Raw genomic sequence first — 23557 nt, forward strand, 5'->3', positions numbered from 1 at the left:
GAAAGCCTCCTGTCCCCCGGAGGAGACCTGGACAGCTGTTCGGTGACGCGGGCGCGGCTGTGGGCAGACAGCCCCGGAGGCCAGCGCGACGCGCGCGGGCGCCGTCGACGGGGGGCTCTCAGCCGGCGCGTGATGGGATAAGATTCGAATGGTGTACTTCCAAGGGTTTGCCGAACGTTGCTTCACGCTCCATCCCGCGCCGCAGGCGCTCCTGCGTCCCGACGGCTCGATCGCCTCGGCCAACCCCGCGCTGGCGCGCGCGGCGAACGTCGGCCGCGCCGTTGTACAGGACGTCCACATCGCCGAGCTGGTGCACCTCGACGATCGTCGGCAGGTCGAGGCGTGCCTCGTCGAGCTCGGGCAGGGCGAGCAGGCGCGCACGTGGCGCGCGCGCCTCCAGCCGGCGGGCGCAGGTGCGCGCTGGATGGACTGGAGCGCGGCGGCGCCCGCGGGCGAGGGGATCGTCCACGTGGTCCTGCACGACGTGCACGAGCTCCGCGAGGCCGAGCGCGCGTCGCGCGAGCGGGAGCGCTTCCTCTCGTCGGTGTTCGGCAACCTGATCGGGATGGTGTACCGGTGCCGGAACGAGCCGGACTGGCCCCTGGACTTCATCACCGCCGGGTGCGAGCAGCTCACCGGCTACGCGTCGGAGGAGTACGTCCAGCACCGGGTGATGTTCGGGCACCTGATCCACCCCGAGGATCAGGGGCGGGTATGGGACGAGGTGCAGGCCGCGCTCGCGGTGCGCCAGCCGTTCACGCTGCGTTACCGGATCAGGACCGCCAGCGGCGAGGAGCGGTGGGTTTACGAGCAGGGGTGCGGCGTCCACGCCGAGGACGGCGCGCTGCTCGCGCTCGAGGGGTACGTGACCGACGTCACCGAGCGCGTGAACGCCGAGCGCATGCTGGCCGAGAAGCTGCGCATCATCGAGGCGCAGGCCCAGGCGATCCGCCACCTCTCCACGCCGATCATCGAGGTGTGGGAGGGGGTGCTCACCATGCCGATCGTGGGCTCGATCGACCGGGAGCGGGCCGGCCAGATGATGGAGGCGCTGCTCGACGCGGTGGTGAGGAGCGGCTCCAGCCATGTGATCGTCGACCTGACGGCGGTGGACATCATCGACAGCGCGGTCGCGAGCCACCTGATGAAGATGCTCGACGCCGTGCGCATGCTCGGCGCGCAAGGGGTGCTGGCGGGCATCCGGCCGGAGGTGGCGCGGACGATCGTCGCGCTCGGCGTGGATCTCTCGCGCGTGCCCACGCGCAACGGCCTGCGGGACGCGCTGCTCGACTGCATCCGCGCGAAGAACCGCGCCGCGAAGGCGTGACGGCGAGGGGCTGGCCAGTACGACTCTCCTGAACACCGCGGTGAGCAGGGCTCGCGCTCGGCCTGGATGCGAGAGGGGCATTCGTCGTGCATGGGTGGGCGTCCCGTCCGATTCTCGGCTCGCGCCTCCGCGCCGCGTTCACGTCGCGTCCGCGTTGTGATGCGACGTGCTCTGCAGCTACCCTGAGTGCATGTCCGACCTGCTCGTCAACATCGACGTGCCGGAGCTCGACCCGGCCATCGCGTTCTACACCCGCGCATTCGGCCTGCGCGTCGGGCGGCGTTTTGGTGATTCGTTCGTCGAGCTCCTCGGCGCGGCGGCCCCGATTTACCTCCTCGTGAAGTCGGCCGGCAGCGGACCTGCCGCCGGTGCGCCCCCGCGCGACTACCGGCGCCACTGGACGCCGGTCCACCTCGATTTCGTCGTCGACGATCTCGAGGCCGCCGCGCGCCGCGCGCAAGAGGCGGGCGCGGTCCCTGAGGCCGATATAGAGGTCGCCGCGTGGGGGCGCATGCTCCGCCTGGCCGATCCATTCGGCCATGGCGTCTGTCTTCTTCAATTCAGCGGGCGCGGCTACGATGAGATCGCCACGCCCGGCTGAGCGCGCGCCTGGACTGCAATGACGTCAATCTCGGTCCGCTGCGCTCGCTGCACTCATCAAGCTATTGTCACGGAAGTTGCCAGTGTCAGAACCATGAACACTGCATGAACGGGTCGAACGGGACTCGAGGGCAGTGCCTCCCCGGTTCCACGCTCCGCGGCGCTCTGCGGATGCCATGAGCTGACCGGCCTGAGGCATCCCTTCAAATTCTTCGGAAAATTCACGGGGAGGCGAGGAGACGGGGAGGGAAATCTCCAGATACTCCCCGTCTCCCCGCCTCCCTGTTCAATTTCCCCGCTGAAAATGGCTGCAAAATGAGGAGACTCCTCAGGTGACCGGATGGCTGGCCCCGCAGCGAGCGCCGCGGCCCCGCAGGACCGCCTTCCCGCGGCGTGATAGCCTCGGACGATGTTCGTCGTCGCGATCCTCGAGCTGGCCACCTCGGTCGAGGCCGAGGCGGCGGCGCTGGCCGTGGACCTCGGGTCGACCGCGTACGAGCAGCGGCTGCACCTGGTCGCCGGCCTGCCGGCCGTCGTGCTTACCACCGCCGATCCGGCGCCGGCGCGCGCGCTGCTCCGCTCGCTGCGCGCCCGCGGCCACGGCGCCCTCGCCGTCGACGCCGCCGCGGTCGTGTCGAGCGGCGACATGGTCCTGCTCCGGCGCGGCCGCCTCGAGCCGGGCTGCATCGTGGCCGAGGACCCGGCCGCGTCAGGCGTGGCCGCGCCGCCGGCGGCCGCGGCGGAGCGGCTGCCGTTCGACGACGTCCTCGCGCTGATCCGCGCCACCCAGCGGCAGCGCGTCACGTCGAAGGTCGACGTCAAGGAGCGCAAATTCGCGCCGGGGAGCACGATGATGACCGGCGGGCTCGTGATGTCGAAGACCGTCACCCGCGAGGAGACCCGCGTCAACGACGAGCGCTCGGAGGTCCTCTACCTCTTCCGCAAGAGCGGCGAGCGCCCCTGGCTCCTGCGCGAGCGCGGCGCGAGCTACGGCTGGCTCGGCGGGACGATGGCCCCCTCCAGCCTCCAGAACTTCACGGCCACGGTCGCGCTGCTCCGCCAGCGCGCTCCGGGCGCCGTCCACGACGAGCGCCTGACCGGCCCGCGGCGGCAGGTCCCGTTCTCAGGCAACGGCTCGCCGTCGCCGGATCCGACCGCCGACCTGCTCGCCCACCTGCTCGCCTGCTGGGCCGCGAGGGCCTCGGCCCCCGGCGGCGGCGCGGCAGCCCCGGGGTGACCTCCCGTCTTGCAGAGCTCGCAAGCACAGTAACTGCCGAGCTCGCGCGGCCGTGGCAATTCAACCTCTCGGTGAGGCACAGGACAGCAGATCCTTGCGCCAGGGCTCTGCATCGTTGGTATACAAACCATGGACGAGGCGCCCTGCCGGGCGCGTCACGATGCAAGGGGAGCCCATGTCCGCCGTCTCACCGGAAGCACTCCTGAGCTCGATGAGGGAGCCCGCAGCCATGCTGGACCATCAGGGGCACGTCCGCGCCGTGAACACGGCGTGGTCGCGGCTCGACGTGGAGCAGGCGCTCGCGGGTCATCGTTTCGCCATCGCGTGCGACTACCTGGCGCGCTGCGCCGAGGTGCGCAGCGTGGAGCTCGTCGAGGTGCTCGCGCGAGGGGTGCGCGACGTCCTGGCCGGAAGAGCGCAGTCGTCCACGCTGGAGTACGGCTGCGACAGCGCGGCGCCTTCGCGCCATTTCGAGCTCGTCGCGAGCGCGCTCCCGGCCGACGATGGAGTCGGAGCGCTGATCACCCACTACGATGTCACCGACCGGGAAGAGCTCGCTGCCGCGCGCCGCGACGCCGAGGAGCGCTTGAGCTACGTGCTCGAGATGCTGCCCGAGGGCTACTGGGACTGGAACACCGCGACCGACGCGGTCTACTACAGCGACCGGTGGTGCGAGTCGCTCGGGTACGCTCCGGGCGAGCTGGAGCCGAACGTGGGCGCATGGGTGAAGCTGCTCCATCCGGACGACGTGGCGCGCGTCATGGAGGACGTGAACGCCTATCTCGAGGGAAAGTCTCCGATCTACCAGTGCGAGACCCGGCTCAGGATGAAGGACGGGAAGTACCGGTGGAACATCGATCGCGGCAGGATCGTCGCCCGGGATGCGAGCGGAAAGCCGCTGCGCATGGTCGGGATGGAGGTCGACATCACCGCGCGGCGGGAGGCCGAGCTCGTGATCGAGGAGCAGTCCAGGCGGCTCATGGATCTGTCGACCCCGCTGATCCCGATCACCGACAAGGTCGTGGTGATGCCGCTCATCGGGATCGTCGACGCGCAGCGCGCGGACCAGGTGCTCGCCACGCTGCTGGATGGCCTCAGCCGGGCCCAGGCGAGCGTGGCGATCCTCGACGTCACCGGAGTGAGCCTCATCGACTCGCATGTCGCGTCGGTCCTCGTCAACGCGGCGAAGGCGGTGGGGCTCCTCGGGGCCCAGGTCGTCCTCACGGGCCTGCGTCCCGAGGTGGCCAAGACCCTGGTGAAGCTGGATGTCCCCTGGGGCAACATCGTGATGCGCGGGACGCTCCAGTCCGGCATCGCCTATGCGACCCGCGCCGAGCGCGGCACATCCAATGTCCTGACGCCGGCGCCGGCGCCGAGGTGAGGCGCCGCGCGCCGGCGACCACAGCGCGCCGAGATCACGTGATCTCGCGCCCCGCGCCCGAGCCCGCGCGCGACGCCTTCTTCGCGAGCAGGTAGCGCTCGAGCAGCAGCACGAGCTCCGCGGCCAGCGCCCCGGAGCGCAGGTCACCGGGCCGCTCCACGATCGCCTGGTGCACGACCGCGTGCGCGACGGTCTGCATCATCCACCACGCGAGCTCCACGTCCGGCGGGGCGCACCCCCAGCCCGAGAGGAGCTGCCTGGCCTCCTCGAGCAGGAACCCCTCGCTCGCCGCGGACCGGAGCTCCTTGATCCGCGGCATCTGCTCCGAGAACACGCGGTGGAGCTCGGGCTCCACCGCGTGGGCGGCGATGCCTGCCTCCACCAGCGTCCGCAGCAGCCGATCGAGCGAGGTCCCCCGGTGCGCGACGAGCACCGCGCGCGCGGCCTCGCGCCCCTGCTCGACGTGCCGGCGGTGGAGCTCGGCGACCAGCGCCTCCTTGCCAGGAAAGAACTGGTACAGCGAGGCGACGTTCACGCCGGCCCGCTGGGCCACGCGGTTCGTCGTCAGCCGCGCGTACCCGTCGCGGACCAGAATGTAAGCGGTCGCCTGGAGGATCGCCTCGACCGTCGCGCGGGAGCGGTCCTGCGTCGGCTGTTTCCGAGGCGCGATGGCGGCCCGCTTGCGCATGGAACCATGCTCGCAGAACGCAAGCTGACGAGGCAAGCGACAGCTTCCAAGATCAGGTGACTTCACCTGACAGGAGACAGCCATGAATCAGTCGCTGAGCGCGCAAGTCCTCATCGTGGGCGCGGGGCCCACCGGCCTGACCCTCGCGTGCGACCTGGCCCGCCGGGGCGTGGCGTGCCGGATCATCGACAGGACACCTGCCCATTTCGCCGGCTCCCGGGGCAAGGGGCTGCAGCCGCGCACCCTGGAGGTCCTCGACGATCTCGGCGTGCTCGACGCGGTGATGGCCGCCGGCGCGCCCTATCCAACCATGCGCGCCCATGACGGCGCGACGGTGCTGGGCGATCACGTCATGTTCGAGCGCCGCGAGCCGACGCCCGACGTGCCGTATCCCAACCTCCTGCTCCTCGGGCAGTGGCGGACGGAGGAGATCCTGCGCGCCCGGCTCGCCGAGCACGGCGTCCGTGTCGAGCTCGCCGCCGAGCTGATCGGCTTCGAGCAGGACCGCGACGGCGTGACCGCCACGCTGGCGCGCGCGGGCGGGACCGAGCGGCTCCGCGCCGCGTACCTGATCGGCGCGGACGGGGGGCGCAGCTTCGTGCGCCGCGCGCTCGGCGTCGGCTTCGAGGGGGAGACGCTGGAGGCGCACCGGGCGCTGGTGGGGGACGTCCGCGCCGACGGGCTCGACCGCGATCGGTGGCACGTGTGGCCCAAGGCGAGCGGCGGTCCGGTGGCGCTGTGCCCGCTGCCCGGCACGGACCGCTTCCAGATCATGGTGCCGCTCCCCGGCGAGGAGGCGGTCGAGCTCACGGTGGAGGCCGTCCAGCGGCTGTTCGAGGCGCGCACCGGGCGCTCCGACGTCCGGCTGCGCGACGCGAGCTGGCTCTCGCTGTACCGGCCGAATGTGCGGATGGTCGACCGGTACCGGGTCGGCCGGGTGTTCCTGGCCGGCGACGCCGCGCACGTGCACCCCGCGACGGGCGGGCAGGGCCTCAACACAGGCATCCAGGACGCCTACAACCTCGGCTGGAAGCTCGGCCAGGTGCTCGCCGGAGCGCCCGAGGCGCTGCTCGACACCTACGAGGAGGAGCGGCTGCCCGTCGCACGGGCGGTGCTCGGGCTGACAGCGAAGCTGCACCACCAGGCCGCGGACGGGAAGCCGGGGGCGCTGCGGCGCGGCGCGGAGACGCGGCAGCTCGACATCACCTACCGGGGCAGCTCGCTCGCCCGCGGCGAGCGCGGGGGTGGCGGCGGGGCGGCGGCGCGCGTCCTCCCGGGAGATCGCGCGCCCGACGCGCCCTGCCAGGACCGCGAGGGCGCCCCGGTCCGCCTTTTCGATGTGTTCCGGGGCCCGCACTTCACGCTGCTGGCCTTCGGCGCGGCCCACGCGGACACGGTCGCCCGGGTGAACGCCCGGTACGGCCCGGCGGTGCGCGCGCGCGCCGTGGTGCGGCCGGGGGAGCCGGCCGCCCCGCGCTCCCTCGTCGACGCCGGCGGGCACGCGCGCGCCGGGTACGACGTCGATGGCGACGCGCTCGTGCTGGTCCGCCCGGACGGCCACATCGGATGGCTCGCGGCGCCGGGCACGCCCGGCCAGCTCGACGACACCCTCCGCCCGCTCGTCGCGGGGGAGCGGCCGCCCGCGGGGCAAGCGTGATGACGGGGGTCGCGCTCGGCGGTCTCGCGCTCGGCGGTTTCGCGCTCGGCGGTCTCGCGCTCGGCGGTTCAGCCGGAGCCTGAGCAGCTGTCAGGTTTGCAAGCAGCGATCTCAGGATCGAAAGCCACGGGGTAATCCTGACGGGTAACACCGCGAAGGTACTAGAGAAAGTCCCTGGCCCGCGTCCTGCTAAGTCGTATGGCAGAGCGCCCGTGACGGCTTCCCCCCCCCGCCGTCGAATGGGCGCTCTTTTTTTTGTGCTCCGGCGAGGCAAGCGCCGGGGAGCCCCGGCTGGGCTCCCGGCATGCCTCCGGCAAGGCAAGCGCCGGGGAGCCCCGGCTGGCATGCGGGCAGCCGGTTACGCGTCCGCGGTGACGAGCGCGATGGCGAAGCCGTCGTACCCCTTGCTGCCCACGGTCTGGACCGCCGTGGCGCTCACGCGCGGCTCGGCGGCGATCAGCTTGTTCAGGCGCTGCACCCCCTGCACGTTGGGGTCGGCGCTCTCGGGGTCGGCCACCGCGCCCTTGCGCACGACGTTGTCGACCACGATCACGCTGCCGCGGCGGGAGAGCTTGAGCGCCCACGCGAAGTAGTCGGGATTGCTCGGCTTGTCGGCGTCGATGAAGATGAAGTCGAACGGCCCGCGGCCCTCGGCGGCGAGCGCGGGCAGCGTGTCCAGCGCGCGCCCCAGCCGCAGCTCGACGACGTCCGCCAGGCCGGCGCGCGCGATGTTCGCGCGGGCGACCTCGGCGTGCTTCGGATCCAGCTCCAGCGTGACCAGGCGGCCGCCGGCGGGCAGCGCCCGCGCGAGCCATATCGTGCTGTACCCGCCGAGCGTGCCGATCTCCAGGATGGAGCGCGCCCCCTGGATCCGCGCCAGGAGGTGCAGCAGCTTGCCCTGGTTCGGCGCGACGTTGATCGGCGGCAGGTCGGCCGCGGCGCTGTCCCCGAGCGCCGCGTCCAGCGCGGCGTCGGAAGGCACGAGCAGATCGGTGATGTAACGATCGACGGCGGACCATCGCTCCTGACTCATGAGTCCTCCTGCTTCACGACGGCGCCGAGGGCCGCCTCCCACGGTTGAGCTGAGCGTCTTGTGTGGAAGCGGAGCCCGTCCGACAATGGGGTATCGGGCGTCCGCTCCGGGCAAGGCGCCTCGCCGCCGTGCAAACGTTGGATGGTTGTCCGCTATAGCAGATGGTTGCGGCGGGGCACATGCCCGGCCGCCGCGCGGGGACGCCTTACCGCGGCACGAGGACCCGGACGTCCCAGGGCGAGAGGTCCAGCGCGAGCGAGCCGCGCCGCGGGGCCACGCGCGCGGCGGCGCCGTTCAGGGCGTCGCGCAGCCCGCCTCGCGCGTGGGCGGCGAACGGCTCCGGGATGGCGAGCCTCGTCGCCGCCGGCCGATCGCTGAAGTTCAGGACCACGAGGGCGAAGCGCGAGGCGTCGTCGCCGTGCCGGATGTACGCGAAGACCTCGTCGTCTTGCCCGGCGTGCACCGTCAGCAGCCCTGGCGCCCGGAGCGCCGCGGTGGAGCGCCGGAGCCGGATCAGCCGCTCGTAGTGCCGTGCCAGGGGGCCGCGCGCGGGCCGCGGGACCGGATCCAGCCCGCCGTAAGGCTCGTACTCGGCGCCGAGCTCGTCGAACGAGTAGACGCACGGGATGCCCGGCAGCGTCAGCAGCGCCGCGGCCGCGACGCGCGTCAGCCCGGGCCCGTGGCGGGCGATGAAGCGCGCGCCTGTGTCGTTGTTGTTGATGAACCGGAGCGTGCGCTCGGGGCGCGGGGCGCGCGCCGCGGTGGCGGAGAGCGCCGCCCCGAGCCGCGCCGCGATGCCGCGCGGCGGGCTGAAGACGTCCGCCCACGCCCAGCGTCCGAGCTCCTCGGTCCAGTCGTAGGCCGCGTCGAACCCGTGCTGCAGGTAGTAGGGGTCGCGCGCGGACGCCTCGGCGATCAGCAAGAGCTCCGGGTTGACCCGCCGGAGCTCCTCGGCCCAGGCGGACCAGAGCGCGCTCCGCCGGTCCTTGATGCCCCACGCGGCGTCGACGCGATAGCCGTCGATCTGGAACCGCCGCACCCAGTGCAGCGACACCTCGAGCATCCACCGCTCGACCTCGGCGTTGTCGTAGTTCAGGTTCGGCAGGTGCTCCCAGTCGAAGTAATGGGTGGGCTCGCCGCCGGGGTCGCGATCGTAGAAAGCGAACGTGTGGGACCGGCCGCTCCGCTGCTCGGCCTGCTGGAAATAGGGGTGCTCGACCGAGGTGTGGTTCGGCACGAGATCGAGCAGCACCCGGATGTCGCGCCGGTGCGCCTCGTCGACGAGCTCGCGGAGGTCTCGCTCGGTCCCGTAGTCGGGCCGCACGGCGAAGTAGTCGGTGACCGCGTACCCGAAGTCGCCCGGCGGCGCGCCGAAGAGCGGGGATAGCCAGATCGCGGTGACGCCGAGCTCCTCGAGCGCAGGGAGGGCGGCGCGGACGCTCCTGAGCGGCGGGTCGCCGAAGAAGGGCGGCACGACCCCGTAGACGATGGCGTCGTCGATCCAGGTCCGCGCGCCCGCTCCGGCGGGCGCGTCGGGGGGCGGCGCGACCCGCGCGTCGGGCGGCGGCGCGATCCGCGCGGCGTCGCTGCGGCCGCGCTCGTCGCGCACGCGGAGCTCGTACAGCGCCCGGTCGACCGCGTCCGGCGCCGGCAGCTCGAGGCGAGGGCCGCGACCGATCCACTCCGGCGCCGCGCGGTGGCGCCGCCGGAACCACGCGAAGTCGACGAGCTCGGCGCGGGAGAGCTCGCTCGGCTCGCTGCTCGCCGCGTCGAGGACGAGGCTGTCGCCGGCCAGCGCCGCGCGGGCGCGGGCCCGGGGCGCGTCGCGCAGCTTGACGTCGTAGGTGACGGGCGGCGACGCGAGCTCGCCCGAGCTCGCCTCCCGGCAGCGCGCGGCGATCTCGTTCTCGCCCTCGCGCAGCGGGACGTCCGCGGAGAACCGCTGCGGGTGCTCGATCGCCGCGGGGATCGCCTCGCCGCCCACCTCGACGACGCAGTCCTCCAGCGTGCCCGGCCCGGCGAGGGCGCCCTCGACGCGCGCGCTCCAGGCCCAGACCTCGGCGTCGCCCGCGTGCAGCTCCAGCCGGGCTTGCGTCGCCGGGGCCGGGCGCGGGGGCGCAGAGGGCGAGACCGATTCGCAGGACGACGCCGCCGAGAGCAGCGCGGCAGCCCAGGCGAGCCAGGCGAGCGGCCGCGGGCGCAGCGTCGTGCCGCGGGGGTGCTGGGGCCGGATACCCATCCTCGCGTCGAGCAGGACGACCGGCGGAGATGGGGGGTTGCACGAAGAGAAGGAGGTCGATCGATCGGCGAGGTGTCTCAGCATGGGTCAGCCCGGGGAGCGGGGGAGCCCTTGTATTCCGGAACCGCCCCGCCGGATCGCCGCGGCGCAGGAGGCGTGGTGGTTTTATGTCGCGATTTCTCTCCATCCGCCGGCTATCGCCGGAGCAAGGAGATCGACTCCACTCTGTCGTGTCGAACGCCGCCCTGTGCTGCTCCGTGCCCTCGTCAGCGAGGACTGCACTCCACGAGGACCATCGCCGTCAACCGCGCCCGCTCGCCAAGCGTCGCGAGCCCGGGATGCTGCCGGGCCCGGAAGACGCGGGGCGGAGCGCCGCAGTTCGACTCGATAGCTGTCGGCGCAACTTGCGCGGATGGCGCGGGCGAACGACCGCCTCGACCGGTTGACCAAGGCATCAGGGATCGCGGGCGAACGACCGCCTCGACCGGTTGATCACGGCATCAGGGATCGCGGGCGAACGACCACCTCGACCGGTTGATCAAGGCATCAGGGATCGCGGAAATGGATGGCGGGTCGACCGGGTGTCACCATAAATGGAGATGCCGCATCCGCTTGGACGTGGCGAGTCAGCAATATCCATTCAAGGAGATATCCCATGTCGGACATCAAAAACGATTGTGTCGCGCAGCAGCCGAGCGAGCCCGCCGTCCAGAGCGAGCCGAAGCAGGAGGCCGCCGAGGTCCGCAAGATCGTGATCAAGACCGCGATTCGCGCGGGCCAGGGCAAGAACAGGTACGCCACGGTCACCTGAGCTGAGCGGCGCCACGGGGGGCACCTCGTGGCGCCGTTTTTCTCCGTCGTTCGTCGAGATAGGACTGCGCAAGGAGACGGTATGGACTCGGTGCTCGCGGCGCTCGTGCCACCCCTGCAGAGCGACAGCTTCCTGAAGAGCTTCCCTGACCAATTCTTCGTGCATCACGGGCCCCTGGACCGGCTTGGCGAGCTCGCGGACATCCCCGAGCTCGGCGACGTGCGCGCGCTCGTCCGCGCGTTCAACGACCCCGTGAGCGTGTGGTATCCGGACGACGAGGCGCTCGAGCAGCGCACCTACGGCAAGCTGCTCCGGGCGCCCGACACGATTGACTACTACGAGCGCGGCGCGCTGCTGCAGTTCAACAAGGTCGAGCGCTGGGTCTACGCGCTCGAGCCCGTCCTCCGCACCCTCGAGCGGGAGCTCGGGATCCCGAGCGGCGCCGCGACATGCAGCCTGTTCGCGTCCACCGTGGGCGGGCGCGTGCTGCCGCACTTCGACACCGACCCCGCCTTCAGCGTGCAGCTCCGGGGGAGCAAGCGCTGGTGGGTGGCGCCCCAGACCCAGGTCGAGCAGCCGCTGCACAACTTCGTCTGCGGGACCCCCGCGAGCCTCATCGGGGCTTACCACGACGGGCCGCTGCCCGAGGGGATGCCCGCGGACGCGCAGGAGATCGAGATGCGGCCGGGATCGGTGCTCTTCCTCCCGCGCGGCACCCTGCACGCGACGCGGTCGCACGCCGACTCGCTCGCCGTCACCTTCGATCTGCAGTTCTCGTCGTACGCGCAGGGGCTCGCGCAGCTCCTCTCCGCGGAGCTCCACCGGAGCCCCCGCTTCCGGCGACCGCTCCTCGGCCAGCGCGCGCGCGCCGAGGACCTGGACAGCCTGCTCGCCGAGGCCCGCCGCGTGCTCGACCGGCTCGCGCGCGATCCGGCGGCGATCCTCGAGGTGCTCGATCCGCCGCTCCTGCCCGGCCCTCGGCGGCGTTACCGGCGGGGCGAGGCCGCCGTGGACGTGCGGTCGCGCGCCTCCGGGGCGGATCCGGGCTGGCACGTCGCGGTGACCGACCCGCGGCGAGGCCGCGCCGAGATCGAGGTCCCGCCCGAGCTCGTCCCGCTCTGCCGGTGGATCGCCGCGCAGCGCGCGCCGTTCGAGGACCGCGACCTGCTCGCGAACGCCGCGGGCCTGCAGCGGCTCGACGTGCAGGCCATCGTGGAGGCGTTCCTCGAGAGCGGAGCGCTGGAGTCGAACGCGGCCGGCGCGCCAGCCCTGGTCGCCTGAGGAGGATCGCGTGGCCTCGCTGCTCGACGCGCTTATCGCGCCGCTGTCCCGCCCGGACTTCTTCGCGACCTTCCCCGGAGAGGCGCACGTGACGCACGGCGATCTCTCGCGCTTCGCGCCGCTGCTCGAGATGCCCGAGCTCGCGAGCGTGCACGCGCTCGCCCGGGTCTTCCACGATCCGGTGACCGTCTACTTCCGGAACGACCCGTCCGGGCAGAGCTCCACCGGGGAGCTGGTCCGCGCGCCGGAGAGCCTGGCGGGGTACGAGGCGGGCGCGCTCCTCCAGTTCAACAGCGTCGAGCGCTGGGTCCCGGCGCTCGACCCGCTGCTCCGGTCGCTGGAGGAGGAGCTCGCCCTGCCCGCCGGGACGGCCACGTGTCAGCTGTTCGCGTCGACCGTGGGCGCCGGGGCGGTGCCGCACTGGGACAACGACCCCGCCTTCACCGTGCAGCTACGCGGCGAGAAGACGTGGCGCCTCGCCCGCTCGCCCGCCGTGCCGGAGCCGCTGCACAACTACGCCTGCGGCTCGCACCGCGTGCAGCTCGCGGCGTACTACGACGGCCCGCTGCCGCAGGGCATGCCGGAGGACGCGCGGGAGATCACGGCGGCGCCCGGGTCGGTGCTGTTCGTGCCCCGCGGCTTCCTGCACCAGACGGAGTCCCACGCGCACTCGTTCGCCATCACGTTCGACTTCGTCATGCCCACGTGGTGCGACGTGGTCCGCGCCCACGTGGCGCGCGAGCTGAACCGGCACGCGCGCTGGCGACGCCTCGCGCCGGGCCTCGGCGGCGACGACCCGGCCGCGCCGGCGCGCGAGCTCGCCGCGATGATCGACGACCTCGCGCGCATCGTCGACGCGCTGCGCGCGAGCCCCGAGCGGGCCGTCGCGTCGATCAACCCGAGCCTCGTGCCCCGCGCGGGGCGCCGCTTCGAGAGGACCGGCGCGCGGGCCGAGGGCGCGCGCGCCGGGACGGGCGAGCACGCCGTCTACCGCGTCCGCGTCGCGACCGCGCCGCACGGAGAGGTCGAGCTCGACCTCTCCCCCGATTTCGAGCCGCTCTGCGGGTGGCTGCTCGCCCAGCGCGGCGCCGTGAGCGAGCGCGAGGTGCTCCGGCACGCGGCGGGGCTCCAGCGGGTCGACGTGGGCACGCTGCTCTCGACCCTCCTCGACGTCGGCGTGCTCGCGCCCGCGCGCGCGCCCCGGGCCGAGGCTGCCCCGCGGGAGCCGCAGGCCTAGCGAGAGCGCGAGGAGAGCCATGGACCACACGCGACACACCCCGAAGCAGTTCTTTGCAGGCACCCACCGGGCGCTGCCGCCCGAGCAGACGCTGGCGCGGCACGCCCCGCACCTCGAGCGGATGGGCATCACCCGGATCGCGAACATCACCGGGCTCGATCACATCGGCATCCCCGTCTACACCGCCATCCGGCCGGCCGCGCGCTCGATCTCCACCGCGCAGGGCAAGGGCATCGATCACGCGACGGCGCGCGCGTCCGCCATGATGGAGGCGATCGAGAGCTGGCACGCCGAGTGGATCGATCTGCCCCTCCGCTGGGACACGTACGAGTCGCTGCGGCGGCGCGCGGCGGTGGCCGACATGACGAGGCTCCCGCGGCGCCCCGGGGCCGCGCTCCGCCTCGACGCGCCGCAGCTCTGGGTCTCCGGCGTGGACCTGTTCCGCGACGCCGCCTGCTGGGTCCCGTTCGACGTGGTGACGTCGCTCTACGTCGCGTCGGAGCAGAGGAGCCCCTACGCGCAGTCGAGCATCGGGCTCGCCTCGGGCAACGAGCCCGTCGAGGCCGTCGTCCACGCGCTCTGCGAGGCGATCGAGCGGGACGCCGAGGCGCTCTGGGGCGCCGCGGGCGAGGTGCGGCAGATCGACCTGTCCACGGTGCGCGAGCCGTACCTGCGCGAGGTGCTCGGCGCCCTCGAGCGCGCGGAGGTCGGCTGCTTCGCCTTCGACATCACCTCGGGCGTCGGCGTGCCGACCTTCACCGCACTCATCATGGATCCGCCGTCCGAGGGCCTGCGCGTGCCCGGCATCCACGGGGGCGCAGGCGCGCACCTCGATCCGGCGATCGCCCTCTCGCGGGCGATCACCGAGGCCGTGCAGACGCGGCTCACGTTCATCGCCGGCAGCCGCGACGACCTGTTTCGGGCGGGGTACGACGAGGCCCGGGACCTCGCGGTCCTCGAGGCGACCTGGGCTGCGTGCCGCGCGCCCGCCGGGCGGCTCGCGTGGCCCACCGCGCCGGCGCGGCGCCACGAGACCTTCGAGCAGGACCTCGACGTGCTGCTCGCGGCCCTCCGCGCCGCCGGGATCACGCAGGCGGTCGCCGTCGACCTCAGCAAGTCGGAGCTCGGGATCCCCGTCGTGCGGGTCGTCGTGCCCGGGCTCGAGGCCGGCGCGGACGTCGCCGCGCCGGGCGAGCGGCTCCTCCGCGCGACGGGGGCGGCATGACGCTCTACGTGTTCCTCGGACCGACGCTGCGCGCCCACGACGCGCGCGCGCTGCTCGACGCGCAGGTCCTCCCGCCCGCCGAGATGGGCGACGTCTGCGCGCTGGCCACGCTCCCCGAGCCGCCGCGGGGCGTCCTGATCATCGACGGGTACTTCGACTCGCGCCCCGCCGTCTGGCACAAGGAGATCCTCTTCGCCCTGAGCCGCGGTATCCCGGTGTGGGGCGCGGCCAGCATGGGCGCGCTGCGCGCCGTGGAGCTGCGCCGCTTCGGCATGGTCGGCGTCGGCAGCATCTACGAGCGCTTCGCCGCAGGCGCGCTGAACGACGACGACGAGGTCGCGGTGGCGCACGCCCCCGCGGAGCTCGGCTACCGCCCCCTCTCCCAGGCCCTCGTGAACGTGCGCTTCGCGCTCGATCTCGCCGTCGAGCGCGGGGTCGTCGGACCGCTCGCCGCGGCGGCGACGATCGAGGCCGCCCGCCGCCTCTTCTACCCCGACCGGATCTGGCCGGCGATCCTCGAGCGCGCCGCGCGGGCGGGCCTCGGCGAGGGCGCGCGCCGGGCGCTCGCGGCCTTTGTCGCGGGCGAGGACGTCGATCTCAAGGCGCGCGACGCGCGCGCGCTGCTGCGGGCCGCCGCGGCGCTCCCCGAGCTGCCGGCGCCGGCCGTCGACTTCGCGTTCGAGAGGACCACGCTCTTCGAGCGCATGATGGAGCGGGAGGTGCCGCTGCGCCGGCGAGCCCTCCTGGAGCGCGCGGAGCGCGCCGCGAGGGGAGCGTAGCCGTGCCCGCCGCCTTCGCCCGCTGCCTCGAGTCGATCGAGCCGCGCGGCCGCGCGCGCCACCTGTCGTCGGCGCTGGCCGGCGCGCTCCTGGCCGGGTGGGCCGCCTGGTTCTTCGGCGGCGAGGTGGCCGTGTTCCGCGGGAGCGACGCCGCCCGCGTGGAGGCGTCGGTGGTGCCGCGGCCCCTCGTCGCAGAGGCGGCCGGGCGCGTGGTGACGAGCGGCCTCGTCCTCGGCCGGAGCGTGGCCGAAGGCGACGTGCTCCTCGAGCTCGACCCTACGTCCGCGCGCCTCCAGCTCGCCGAGGAGAAGGCGCGCCGGGACGCCGTGGCCAGCGCGCTCGGCTCGGCGCGCCTCGCGCTCCGCATCGAGGAGGAGCTGACGAACGCGAACGTCGCCGTCGCCGCCGCGAACGCGAGGACGGCGAGCGTGCAGCGGGACGCGGCGAAGAGCCTGCTGTCGCTCAGCGACGACGAGCTCTCCCGCGTCCGGTCGCTCAACGACGCCGCGCTCCTGCCCACGCTCCAGCGCATCGAGCGCGAGATGAGCCACGTCGAGCGTGCCGCGAGCGTCGCGCGCGAGGCCGCGGCGGCCCAGCGGGCGGCGGCCGAGATCAAGGCGGCCGATCGGGGCGGCAAGGCGAGGGTGCAGGAGCTCGAGCGGGAGATCGTCGATCTCGACGGCCGGCTCGAGCTCGCGCGCGCCCTCATCGCGCGGCTCGAGCACGACGTGGACCGGCACACGGTGCGCGCCCCCGCCTCGGGCGTGCTCGGGGACGTCGTGCCCGCGCCCGCGGGCGACTACGTGACCGCGGCCCAGCGGCTCGGGACGGTGGTCCCGGAGGGGCCGCTGCGCGTCGTGGCGGAGTTCGCGGCCGAGGGCGCGGCGGGCGTCGTGCGCCCGGGCCAGCCGGCGGTCATGCGCCTCGACAGCGCCGCGGCGGCGGGCCGGGCCATGGTCCCGCTCCAGGTGACGAGCGTCGCCGAGGTGGCCCGCGAAGGCCGGCTGCGCGTCGAGCTCGACGGCGACCGGGGCGCGCTCGCGCTCGTCCACGGACAGACCGGCGTGGTCGAGGTCGAGGTCGCGCGGACCTCGCCGGTCGATCTCGCCCTGCGGCTCGCCGGCCAGGCGTACGCGGGCCTGTCGAAGCCCGGCGCGGGCCCGGCCGAGCCGCAGCGCGGAGGTGAGCGATGAGCACAGCGAGGCGCCTCGCGCCGTGGACCGTCGCGCGCGCCGCGGCGGACGGCACCCTCGTGCTCGGGCCGCGGCTGAGCGTCGTCCAGCTCTCCTCGATGCGGCTCGACACGATCGCCCCCGGGGCGTGGGACGAGCTCCGCGCCATGGGGTTCGCCGACGAGCCCCCGCGCGAGGGCGCGCGCGACGATCGCCCGGCGCCGACCGCGCCGACCGCGCCGACCGCGCCATTCGCACCGATCGCACCGATCGCACCGATCGCACCGATCGCACCGATCGCACCGATCGCACCGATCGCACCGATCGCACCGATCGCACCGATCGCACCGATCGCACCGATCGCACCGATCGCACCGATCGCGCCGGGCACGGCGACCGGCGCCCTCGTCGCGCGCGAGTTCGCCGGCGAGGCGCACGCCCTCGCCCGGGAGCTCGACGCGCTCGCGCCCGAGCGCGCGTGGGAGGTCGTCGACGAGCCGCCGCGCGCGCCCGGCGCGCTCGCGCTGGTGCTCCAGGCCGTCGAGCCGCGGCGCCCCGACGCCGCGCGGGCGCTGCTCTCTGCCGGGGTCGCGATCCTCTGGGCCGGCGAGTGCAGCGAGGGGCTGCACGTCGGCCCGCTGCTGCGCTCGCCGCGCGACCTCGACGCCTACCTCGAGGCGACGCACGGCTGGGCGTTCGCGGTGGAGCTCCAGCGCATGGGCTTCGCGGAGGGCTGGCCGCTCTCCCTGGTGCCCGCGATCCGCCGCGACGCGGCGGCCGCGGCCGCCGCGGCGGCGCGTGTGCTCCGCGCCCCCGCTGGCACCTGCGTGCTCGTGGACGGCATGCGGGAGGTGCGGCTCTGGACCGCCCTCGAGTCCGCCCCGGAGGCGCGCGAGGCGCTCCTGTCCGCGCAGACGTGGTCGAAGGGCATGCTCGCGGATCTCCGGCTCGAGCGGTCGGTCGACGTCGGCCCGGTGTGGGTCGCGTCGTGCCGCTCGCCGGCGGGCGCCGACGCCTACCTCGAGGGCAACTTCGGCAAGGGCACGTCCCCGGAGGAGGCGCGCACCACGGCCGTCGGCGAGGCCATCGAGCGCTTCGGCGCGTTCCTGGGCGTGCGGAGCGAGGCCGTGGGCGAGGCGCCCGCGGGCGCGGAGCAGTACCCGCTGCGCTACTTCCACCCGTTCGGGCCCGCGTACGACGCGTACTGCGCCCGCGGCGAGCCCGCCGACGCGATGACGCAGGTGCGCGACGAGATCTCCGGCCGCGACGTCTGGGCCCCGGCCGCCCTCGTGCACGAGCCGTACACCCCGGCCCCGCCGTTTGCGGCGACCACCGGATCGACGAGCTGCGGGCTCGCCGCGTACACGAGCCGGCGCGGCGCGGTGCTGCGCGGCGCGCTGGAGACGCTCGAGCGCGACAACTTCTACCCGAACTTCCTCCACCTGCACCCGGGGGAGCGGATCGCGCTCGACGACCTCCCCGGGGCCCCCAGGTCCGGCGATCTCCGCGACCTCGCCGGCGCGCTGCGCGGCCTCGGCATGACGTGGTGGCTCGTGCGGTACCCGGACGAGCGTGAGCTGCCGATCGTCCACGCGTTCCTGCTCGACGCGGCGGGGGCCGCCATGAGCCGCGGCGCGGGCTCGGCCCACAGCTGGGCGACGGCGGCGGTGAAGGCGCTCCTGGAGGCCGTGCAGCTGCGCGAGCAGTTCGCGCTCCTCGCCCAGGAGGGCCCGTCGAGCCCCGCGGACGCGGGCTACGAGGCCTGGTCGGCGCCGGAGGTCATCGGCGAGATCCGCGCCTACCTGGACCGGCTCGGGCCCGCGGGCCGCCTCGACGATCTCCCGGACGACGACGCGCTCTACGCGCGGCTCCGTGCGCGCGTGGGCGCGCTGCTCGTCAAGGATTTCCCCTGCCCGGTCGTGGGCTTCAGCGCGGTGCGCGTCCTCATCCCCGGCGCCACGTGCCACGGCAGCGCGTCCGACAGCGCCGGCGGACGGCGGCTCCTCGGCGCCGCGTTCCGCCACCCGGTGCCCGTATGAGGCTGCCGTGAGCTCACCCGCGCGCGACCGACGCCGCCCGCACCGCGCCTGGCTCGCCCCGGACGTGCTGCAGACGTCGGCCATGGACTGCGGCCCCGCCGCGCTGAGCTGCCTGCTCCAGGGCGTGGGCATCCCGGCGGACACGACGTTCCTGCGCGACCTCTGCCGCACGGACGTCGACGGCACCTCGATCGACGACCTGGAGCAGGTCGCCTCGGATCTGGGCTGCCCGATGGGCCAGCTGGTGCTCCCCGCCGACACCCTGGTCGAGCACTGGCGGCTGTTCTGCCCGTGCCTGTTCGTGCGCCGCCTGGCGAACGGCAACCAGCACTTCGCGGTGTTCTGGGGCCGCACCGCGCGGCTCGCCCAGGTCATGGACCCGGCCGACGGCCGCGCGTGGCTCCGCGCGGCCGAGCTCCGGTCGGTCTGCAGCACGCACGAGCACACCATCGACCTCGCGTCGTGGCGCGCGCTCGCGCGCACCGACCTCGTGCTGCTGCCGCTCCGCGAGCGGCTCCGCGCGCTCCGCCTCGGCCCGGGCGGCGAGGCGCTGCTGGCCGAGGCGCTGGCCGACCCCTCGGCGGCGGCGGTGGCGCGCCTCGACGCCGCGACCCGCTTCGCGCGCGCCCTCGCCGAGGCCGCCGGGGGCCCGCCGCCCGCCCGGGTGTGCGCGCTCGTCCGGCGCCTCGCCGCGAGCGAGGAGGCCGCGGCCGCGATCCCGCGGGCCTTCCGCTACGCCCGCGTGGACGAGGCGGAAGGGACGGTCGCGCTGCGCGGCGCGGTCATCCTGCGCATGACCGGGCCCGCCGTGACAGCGCCGCGCGACGAGGGCGGCGGGGGCGATGCCGCGGCGGCGCCGGAGGGCTGGCTCGCGCTCGTGTCATCGTCCTCGTCCGGGACGGGCAAGGGCATCGCGCGCGTCCTCCGGGACCTCCTGGGCGAGCACGCGCGCCGGGTGGTCCCGGCGCTCGCGGCGCTCGCGCTGCTGCTCGGCGCCATCGTCTTCGTGGAGGCGTTCGTCATCAGCTCGTCGGTCACCGTGCTCTCCGCGCTCAGCGTTCCGCGGCAGCGGCTGTCGGCGCTCGCGTCCGCGGGGGTGCTCATCCTCGGCCTCCTCGGCGTCGAGACGGCGGCCGTGGTCGCGCTGCGCCGCCTCGGTCGCGTGCTAGAGATGCGCTTCCGCGTCGCGCTCGCGATGAAGATCCCGCGGCTCGGCGACCGGTACTTCAAGACCCGGCTGGCCTCCGACATGGCCGAGCGCGCCCACCAGATCCACCTCATCCGGGAGCTGCCCGCGCTCGCCTTCGAGGTGGTACTCCGCGTCGCCGAGGCGCTGCTCGTCCTCGCCATGCTGGCGCGCCTCGACGCCTCCTACGGGCTCGTCGCCGCCGCCATGGCCGCGTCCGCCGCGGCGCTCTCCCTGCTCGCGAGCGGCCGGCTCGCCGAGCGCGAGGGGCGCGTGCGGACGCAGGCGGCGGCCATGGGGCGCACCTTCCTCGACGCGCTCCTCGGCCGCATGCCCCTGCGCACGCACGGCGCCGAGCGCGCGCTCGCGTCGCAGCACGAGTCGGTGCTCGTGGCGTGGGCGCAGGCGATGGCCGGCCACCGGACCTCCAGCCTCGGCCTCTACGCCGCCCAGTCGCTCCTCGGCCTCGCGGGCACGGCGGCGGTCGTGCGCGGCGCGTGGGCCTCGACCGGCAGCGCGCTCCACGCCGCCGTCGTCGCCTTTTGGCTGATGCGGCTGACGGGCGCGGTCCGTTACCTCACGCAGACCTGGCTCGACCTGCCGGCCGTGAAGACCTCGATCCTGCGCGTCCTCGAGCCGCTGCGCGCGCGGGAGGCCGAGCCGGCGGCGCCGCCCGCGGCGGAGGCGGACACCTTCCGGCGGCCGGTCGCCGTGTCGCTGCGCGACGTCGACGCGGCCGAGCGCGGCAACACGATGCTCCACGTGGGCGCGCTCGACGTCGCCCCGGGCGAGCACGTCGCCGTGGTCGGGTCGTCGGGGGCGGGGAAGTCGACGCTCCTCGCGCTCCTGCTCGGCCTCCAGCCGCCGGCGCGGGGCGAGATCGCGATCGACGGCGCGCCCATGGATGCCCGGCGCTTCGCGCTCCTGCGGCAGCGGACGGCGTGGGTCGATCCCACGGTCCACCTCTGGAACGACACGGTGATGGCCAACGTCACGTACGGCCTCACGCCCGAGGAGCAGCGCGATCTCTCCGCGGCCATCAGCGCGGCGGACCTCGTCGACCTCCTGCGGCACCTCCCCGACGGGATGGAGACGGTCGCGGGCGAGTCGGGCGGCAGCGTCTCGGGAGGGCAGGGGCAGCGCATCCGGCTCGCGCGCGCGCTCGGGCGGGGCGAGCCCTCGCTCGTGCTGCTCGACGAGCCGTTCCGCGGCCTCGACCGCGCGCAGCGCACCCGGCTGCTCCGCCGGGCGCGCGAGCGCTGGCGCCGCGCCACGCTCCTCTGCGTCACGCACGACATCGACGAGACGCTCTCGTTCTCGCGCGTGCTCGTGGTGCACGAGGGGCGCCTCGTCGAGGACGGCGATCCGCGCGCGCTGGCCGCCCGGAGCGGCTCCCGGTTCGCGCAGCTCCTCGCCGCCGAGGAGCTCGCGACGCGCGCTGTCTGGGGCGCGGCGCGCTGGCGGCGGGCGCGCCTCGACGGGGGCGCGCTGGTCGACGAGAAAGGCGGGGCGCTGGTCGATGAGCAGCTCGGCGCTTGATCGGGCCGCGGTCCCGCGCGCGGAGCTCCACGCCGCGCTCGCGCACCTGTCGCTCCACCTCGGCGCGGCGGCGAGCGCGCCGGCGCTGGAGCTGCTCGGCGGCGCCCCGGGGGACGCGGACGCGTTCGACGTGTGGCTGAGCCGCGCCGCGTCGGTCATGGGGCGCGAGGTGATCGAGGTCGACGTGGAGTACGCCGAGCTCGACGCCTTGATGGCGCGCGGAGCCCCGTGTGTGCTGCCGCTTGGCCACCCCGCGTGCGAGCGGTTCCTCGTCGTGGCGCGCCGGGGCGAGGGGGCGCTCGTCGCGATCGACGCGCGGGGCGAGCGGCGCGAGGTGCCGGACGAGGTGGTCCGGCGCGCGCTGGCCGCGCCGCTGTCGCCGTGGGTCGCGGCGGTGGAGGGGATGCTCGAGGAGCTCGGCTGCGGCGCCGAGCCCGCGCGGGGCCGGGCGGTCGAGCGGCTGCTCCGGTCCGAGGCCACGTCGGACATGCGGGTCGGTCACGGCTGGCTGCTGCGGGACGCCCGCGGCGGCGGGCTCCGGGCGCAGCTCTCCCGCGCCCGGCTGCTGTCGCCCGCCATCGGCTTCCTCGCGCTGCGCGCGGTCGTGATCGGCCTCGCGATCGCGAAATGGTCGCTCCTCGCGTCCGCGGTCGATCGCGACGCCATGTCGGCGGGCCTGCTCGCTGCCTGGGCGCTCGCGTTCGCGACCGAGACGGTGCTCGACGTCGCGTCGGGCTCGCTGCGTTACTCGATCGCGATCCGCGCGGGGCTGTGGCTCCGGCGGGCGGTGCTCGACGGCGCGCTCTCGCTCGACATCGACGGCGCGCGCCGGCAGGGCTCGGGCACGTTCCTCGCGCGCGCGATCGACGTCGACCGCCTCGAGGGCGCCGCGCTCGCGGGCGGCCTGCGCGCGGTGGTCGGCGCGCTCGAGCTCCTCGCCGCGGTAGTCCTGCTCGCGCCGCACCCGTGGCTCGTCGGGTGGCTCCTGCTCTCGATGGCGGTCGTGGTGCTCGTGGGGCGCGAGTACACCCGGCGCATCCGCGGCTGGACCGACGCGCGGCTCGACGTCACGAGCGAGCTCGTCTCCGCCATGGTGGGGCACCGCACCCGCCTCGTGCAGCAGCGCCCCGAGCGCTGGCACGACCGGGAGGCGGCGGGGCTCGAGGTCTACGGCGGCGAGCTCCGGCGCGTGGACGCGCTCTCGATCGCGAGCTCCACCATCGCGTGCGTCTTCATGCTGGGCGGCATCGCGCTGCTCGTCCTCACGTCCGCGGGGGCCGGTCCGCGCTCGCCGGCGGACGACCTCGCGTGCGTCGCTGGCCTGCTCGTCGGGTTCTCCGCGTTGAGCGAGGTCCTCGACTCGCTGCGGAGCATCGGCACGGCGCTCGTGGCCTGGGAAAAGCTGCGGCCGCTGATCCGCCTCGACGGCGCCGCCGCCGATCAGCGCCTGCTCGCGGCCGACGGCGCCGACGGCGGCGGCGCCGCGCTCGAGATCGTCGACGTGGGCTTCCGCTACGAGGGCCGGGCGGCGAGCGCGCTGTCGGGCGTGAGCCTGCGGGTCGCGCCGGGCGACTGGGTGCTGCTCGAGGGGCCGTCGGGCGGGGGCAAGTCGACGCTGGCGAGCGTCATGGCCGGCCTCCGGGTGCCCGGGCGCGGCGTCCTCCTCTACGGCGGCGTCGATCGCCGCAGCTTGCCGCTCTCCGAGTGGCGGCGCTCGATCGGCTACTGCCCGCAGTTCCACGAGAACTTCCTGTTCTCCGACACGCTCGCGTTCAACCTGCTCATGTCGCGCCGCTGGCCGCCGACGCCGCGCGATCTCGAGCTCGCCGAGGACGTGTGCCACGAGCTCAACCTCGGCCCGCTGCTCCGCGCGATGCCGCTCGGCCTCCAGGAGATGGTGGGCGAGTCCGGCTGGCGGCTGTCCCACGGCGAGCGGAGCCGCGTCTTCATCGCGCGCACGCTCCTCCGCGGCTCGAGCATCGCGATCTTCGACGAGAGCTTCGCCGCGCTGGATCCGGAGACGGTCGACGTCGTGATGCGATGCGTGCAGCGCAGGGCGCGGACCATGGTGACGGTGGCGCACCCGTGATCTCTCCGCGTCGGGGAGCCCGTGACGCGCCTGGGCG

At 74.4% G+C, this 23557-nt stretch carries 17 protein-coding genes; 14 read left to right on the plus strand and 3 right to left on the minus strand.

Going from position 1 to position 23557, the window contains the following annotated elements; genetic code table 11:
- The first annotated feature begins 148 nt into the window (after positions 1-148).
- From WME85_RS18295 to WME85_RS18310, 4 genes are all read left to right on the plus strand, one after another.
- The gene (locus WME85_RS18295; RefSeq protein WP_437839874.1) at positions 149-1327 is read left to right on the plus strand and encodes a PAS domain-containing protein; all 1179 of its coding nucleotides are present in this window, start codon (positions 149-151) and stop codon (positions 1325-1327) included.
- A gap of 190 nt (positions 1328-1517) precedes the next feature.
- Complete coding sequence (locus WME85_RS18300; RefSeq protein WP_437839876.1) at positions 1518-1928, plus strand: VOC family protein; 411 nt, start codon at positions 1518-1520, stop codon at positions 1926-1928.
- A 408-nt stretch (positions 1929-2336) separates the two neighbouring features.
- Positions 2337-3164: a hypothetical protein gene (locus WME85_RS18305; protein WP_437839878.1), complete on the plus strand. Its 828-nt coding sequence runs from the start codon at positions 2337-2339 to the stop codon at positions 3162-3164.
- A 211-nt stretch (positions 3165-3375) separates the two neighbouring features.
- A complete protein-coding gene (locus WME85_RS18310; RefSeq protein WP_437839879.1) occupies positions 3376-4545 on the plus strand; it encodes a PAS domain-containing protein in 1170 nt (389 codons plus the stop codon).
- 34 nt (positions 4546-4579) lie between these two features.
- Here WME85_RS18310 and WME85_RS18315 read toward each other — a convergent pair whose 3' ends face one another.
- A complete protein-coding gene (locus WME85_RS18315) occupies positions 4580-5233 on the minus strand; it encodes a TetR/AcrR family transcriptional regulator (protein ID WP_437839881.1) in 654 nt (217 codons plus the stop codon).
- 82 nt (positions 5234-5315) lie between these two features.
- Here WME85_RS18315 and WME85_RS18320 point away from each other — a divergent pair, with 82 nt between their 5' ends.
- A complete protein-coding gene (locus WME85_RS18320; RefSeq protein ID WP_437839882.1) occupies positions 5316-6890 on the plus strand; it encodes an FAD-dependent oxidoreductase in 1575 nt (524 codons plus the stop codon).
- 358 nt (positions 6891-7248) lie between these two features.
- On the opposite strand, the gene WME85_RS18325 is transcribed toward WME85_RS18320, so the two are convergent.
- Both WME85_RS18325 and WME85_RS18330 read right to left on the minus strand, forming a co-directional pair.
- Entirely contained in the window at positions 7249-7923 is a 675-nt protein-coding gene (locus tag WME85_RS18325) for an O-methyltransferase (protein WP_437839884.1), read from the minus strand.
- Between the two features lie 205 nt (positions 7924-8128).
- Positions 8129-10246 (minus strand): alpha-amylase family glycosyl hydrolase, encoded by a 2118-nt coding sequence (locus tag WME85_RS18330; RefSeq protein WP_437839886.1) that lies wholly within the window; start codon positions 10244-10246, stop codon positions 8129-8131.
- Positions 10247-10817: 571 nt separating this feature from the next.
- On the opposite strand from WME85_RS18330, the gene WME85_RS18335 reads away from it, so the two are divergent.
- The 9 genes from WME85_RS18335 (at position 10818) to WME85_RS18375 (ending at position 23520) form a co-directional block, all read left to right on the plus strand.
- Positions 10818-10973 carry a hypothetical protein gene (locus WME85_RS18335; RefSeq protein WP_437839888.1) on the plus strand — a complete coding sequence of 52 codons (156 nt, stop codon included), beginning with the start codon at positions 10818-10820 and terminating at the stop codon, positions 10971-10973.
- Between the two features lie 81 nt (positions 10974-11054).
- The gene (locus tag WME85_RS18340) at positions 11055-12254 is read left to right on the plus strand and encodes a JmjC domain-containing protein (RefSeq protein ID WP_437839889.1); all 1200 of its coding nucleotides are present in this window, start codon (positions 11055-11057) and stop codon (positions 12252-12254) included.
- Between the two features lie 10 nt (positions 12255-12264).
- Positions 12265-13491 (plus strand): JmjC domain-containing protein, encoded by a 1227-nt coding sequence (locus WME85_RS18345; RefSeq protein ID WP_437839890.1) that lies wholly within the window; start codon positions 12265-12267, stop codon positions 13489-13491.
- 19 nt (positions 13492-13510) lie between these two features.
- Positions 13511-14716: a YcaO-like family protein gene (locus tag WME85_RS18350; protein WP_437839891.1), complete on the plus strand. Its 1206-nt coding sequence runs from the start codon at positions 13511-13513 to the stop codon at positions 14714-14716.
- The gene (locus WME85_RS18355; protein ID WP_437839892.1) at positions 14713-15495 is read left to right on the plus strand and encodes a TfuA-like protein; all 783 of its coding nucleotides are present in this window, start codon (positions 14713-14715) and stop codon (positions 15493-15495) included. The genes WME85_RS18350 and WME85_RS18355 overlap by 4 nt, the downstream gene beginning before the upstream one ends.
- 2 nt (positions 15496-15497) lie before the next feature.
- On the plus strand, positions 15498-16688 hold the full coding sequence (locus WME85_RS18360) for an HlyD family efflux transporter periplasmic adaptor subunit (RefSeq protein WP_437839893.1): 1191 nt from the start codon (positions 15498-15500) through the stop codon (positions 16686-16688).
- Positions 16685-18706, plus strand: coding sequence for a YcaO-like family protein (locus WME85_RS18365; RefSeq protein ID WP_437839895.1), 2022 nt, complete (start codon positions 16685-16687; stop codon positions 18704-18706). Before WME85_RS18360 ends, WME85_RS18365 begins: the two co-directional genes overlap by 4 nt.
- 7 nt (positions 18707-18713) lie before the next feature.
- Positions 18714-21431 (plus strand): ATP-binding cassette domain-containing protein, encoded by a 2718-nt coding sequence (locus WME85_RS18370; protein ID WP_437839896.1) that lies wholly within the window; start codon positions 18714-18716, stop codon positions 21429-21431.
- Positions 21412-23520: an ATP-binding cassette domain-containing protein gene (locus tag WME85_RS18375; protein ID WP_437839898.1), complete on the plus strand. Its 2109-nt coding sequence runs from the start codon at positions 21412-21414 to the stop codon at positions 23518-23520. The genes WME85_RS18370 and WME85_RS18375 overlap by 20 nt, the downstream gene beginning before the upstream one ends.
- Positions 23521-23557: the final 37 nt, after the last annotated feature.

Origin of the sequence: Sorangium sp. So ce1153, from assembly GCF_051521595.1 — a bacterium.
Lineage (GTDB): Bacteria > Myxococcota_A > Polyangia > Polyangiales > Polyangiaceae > Sorangium.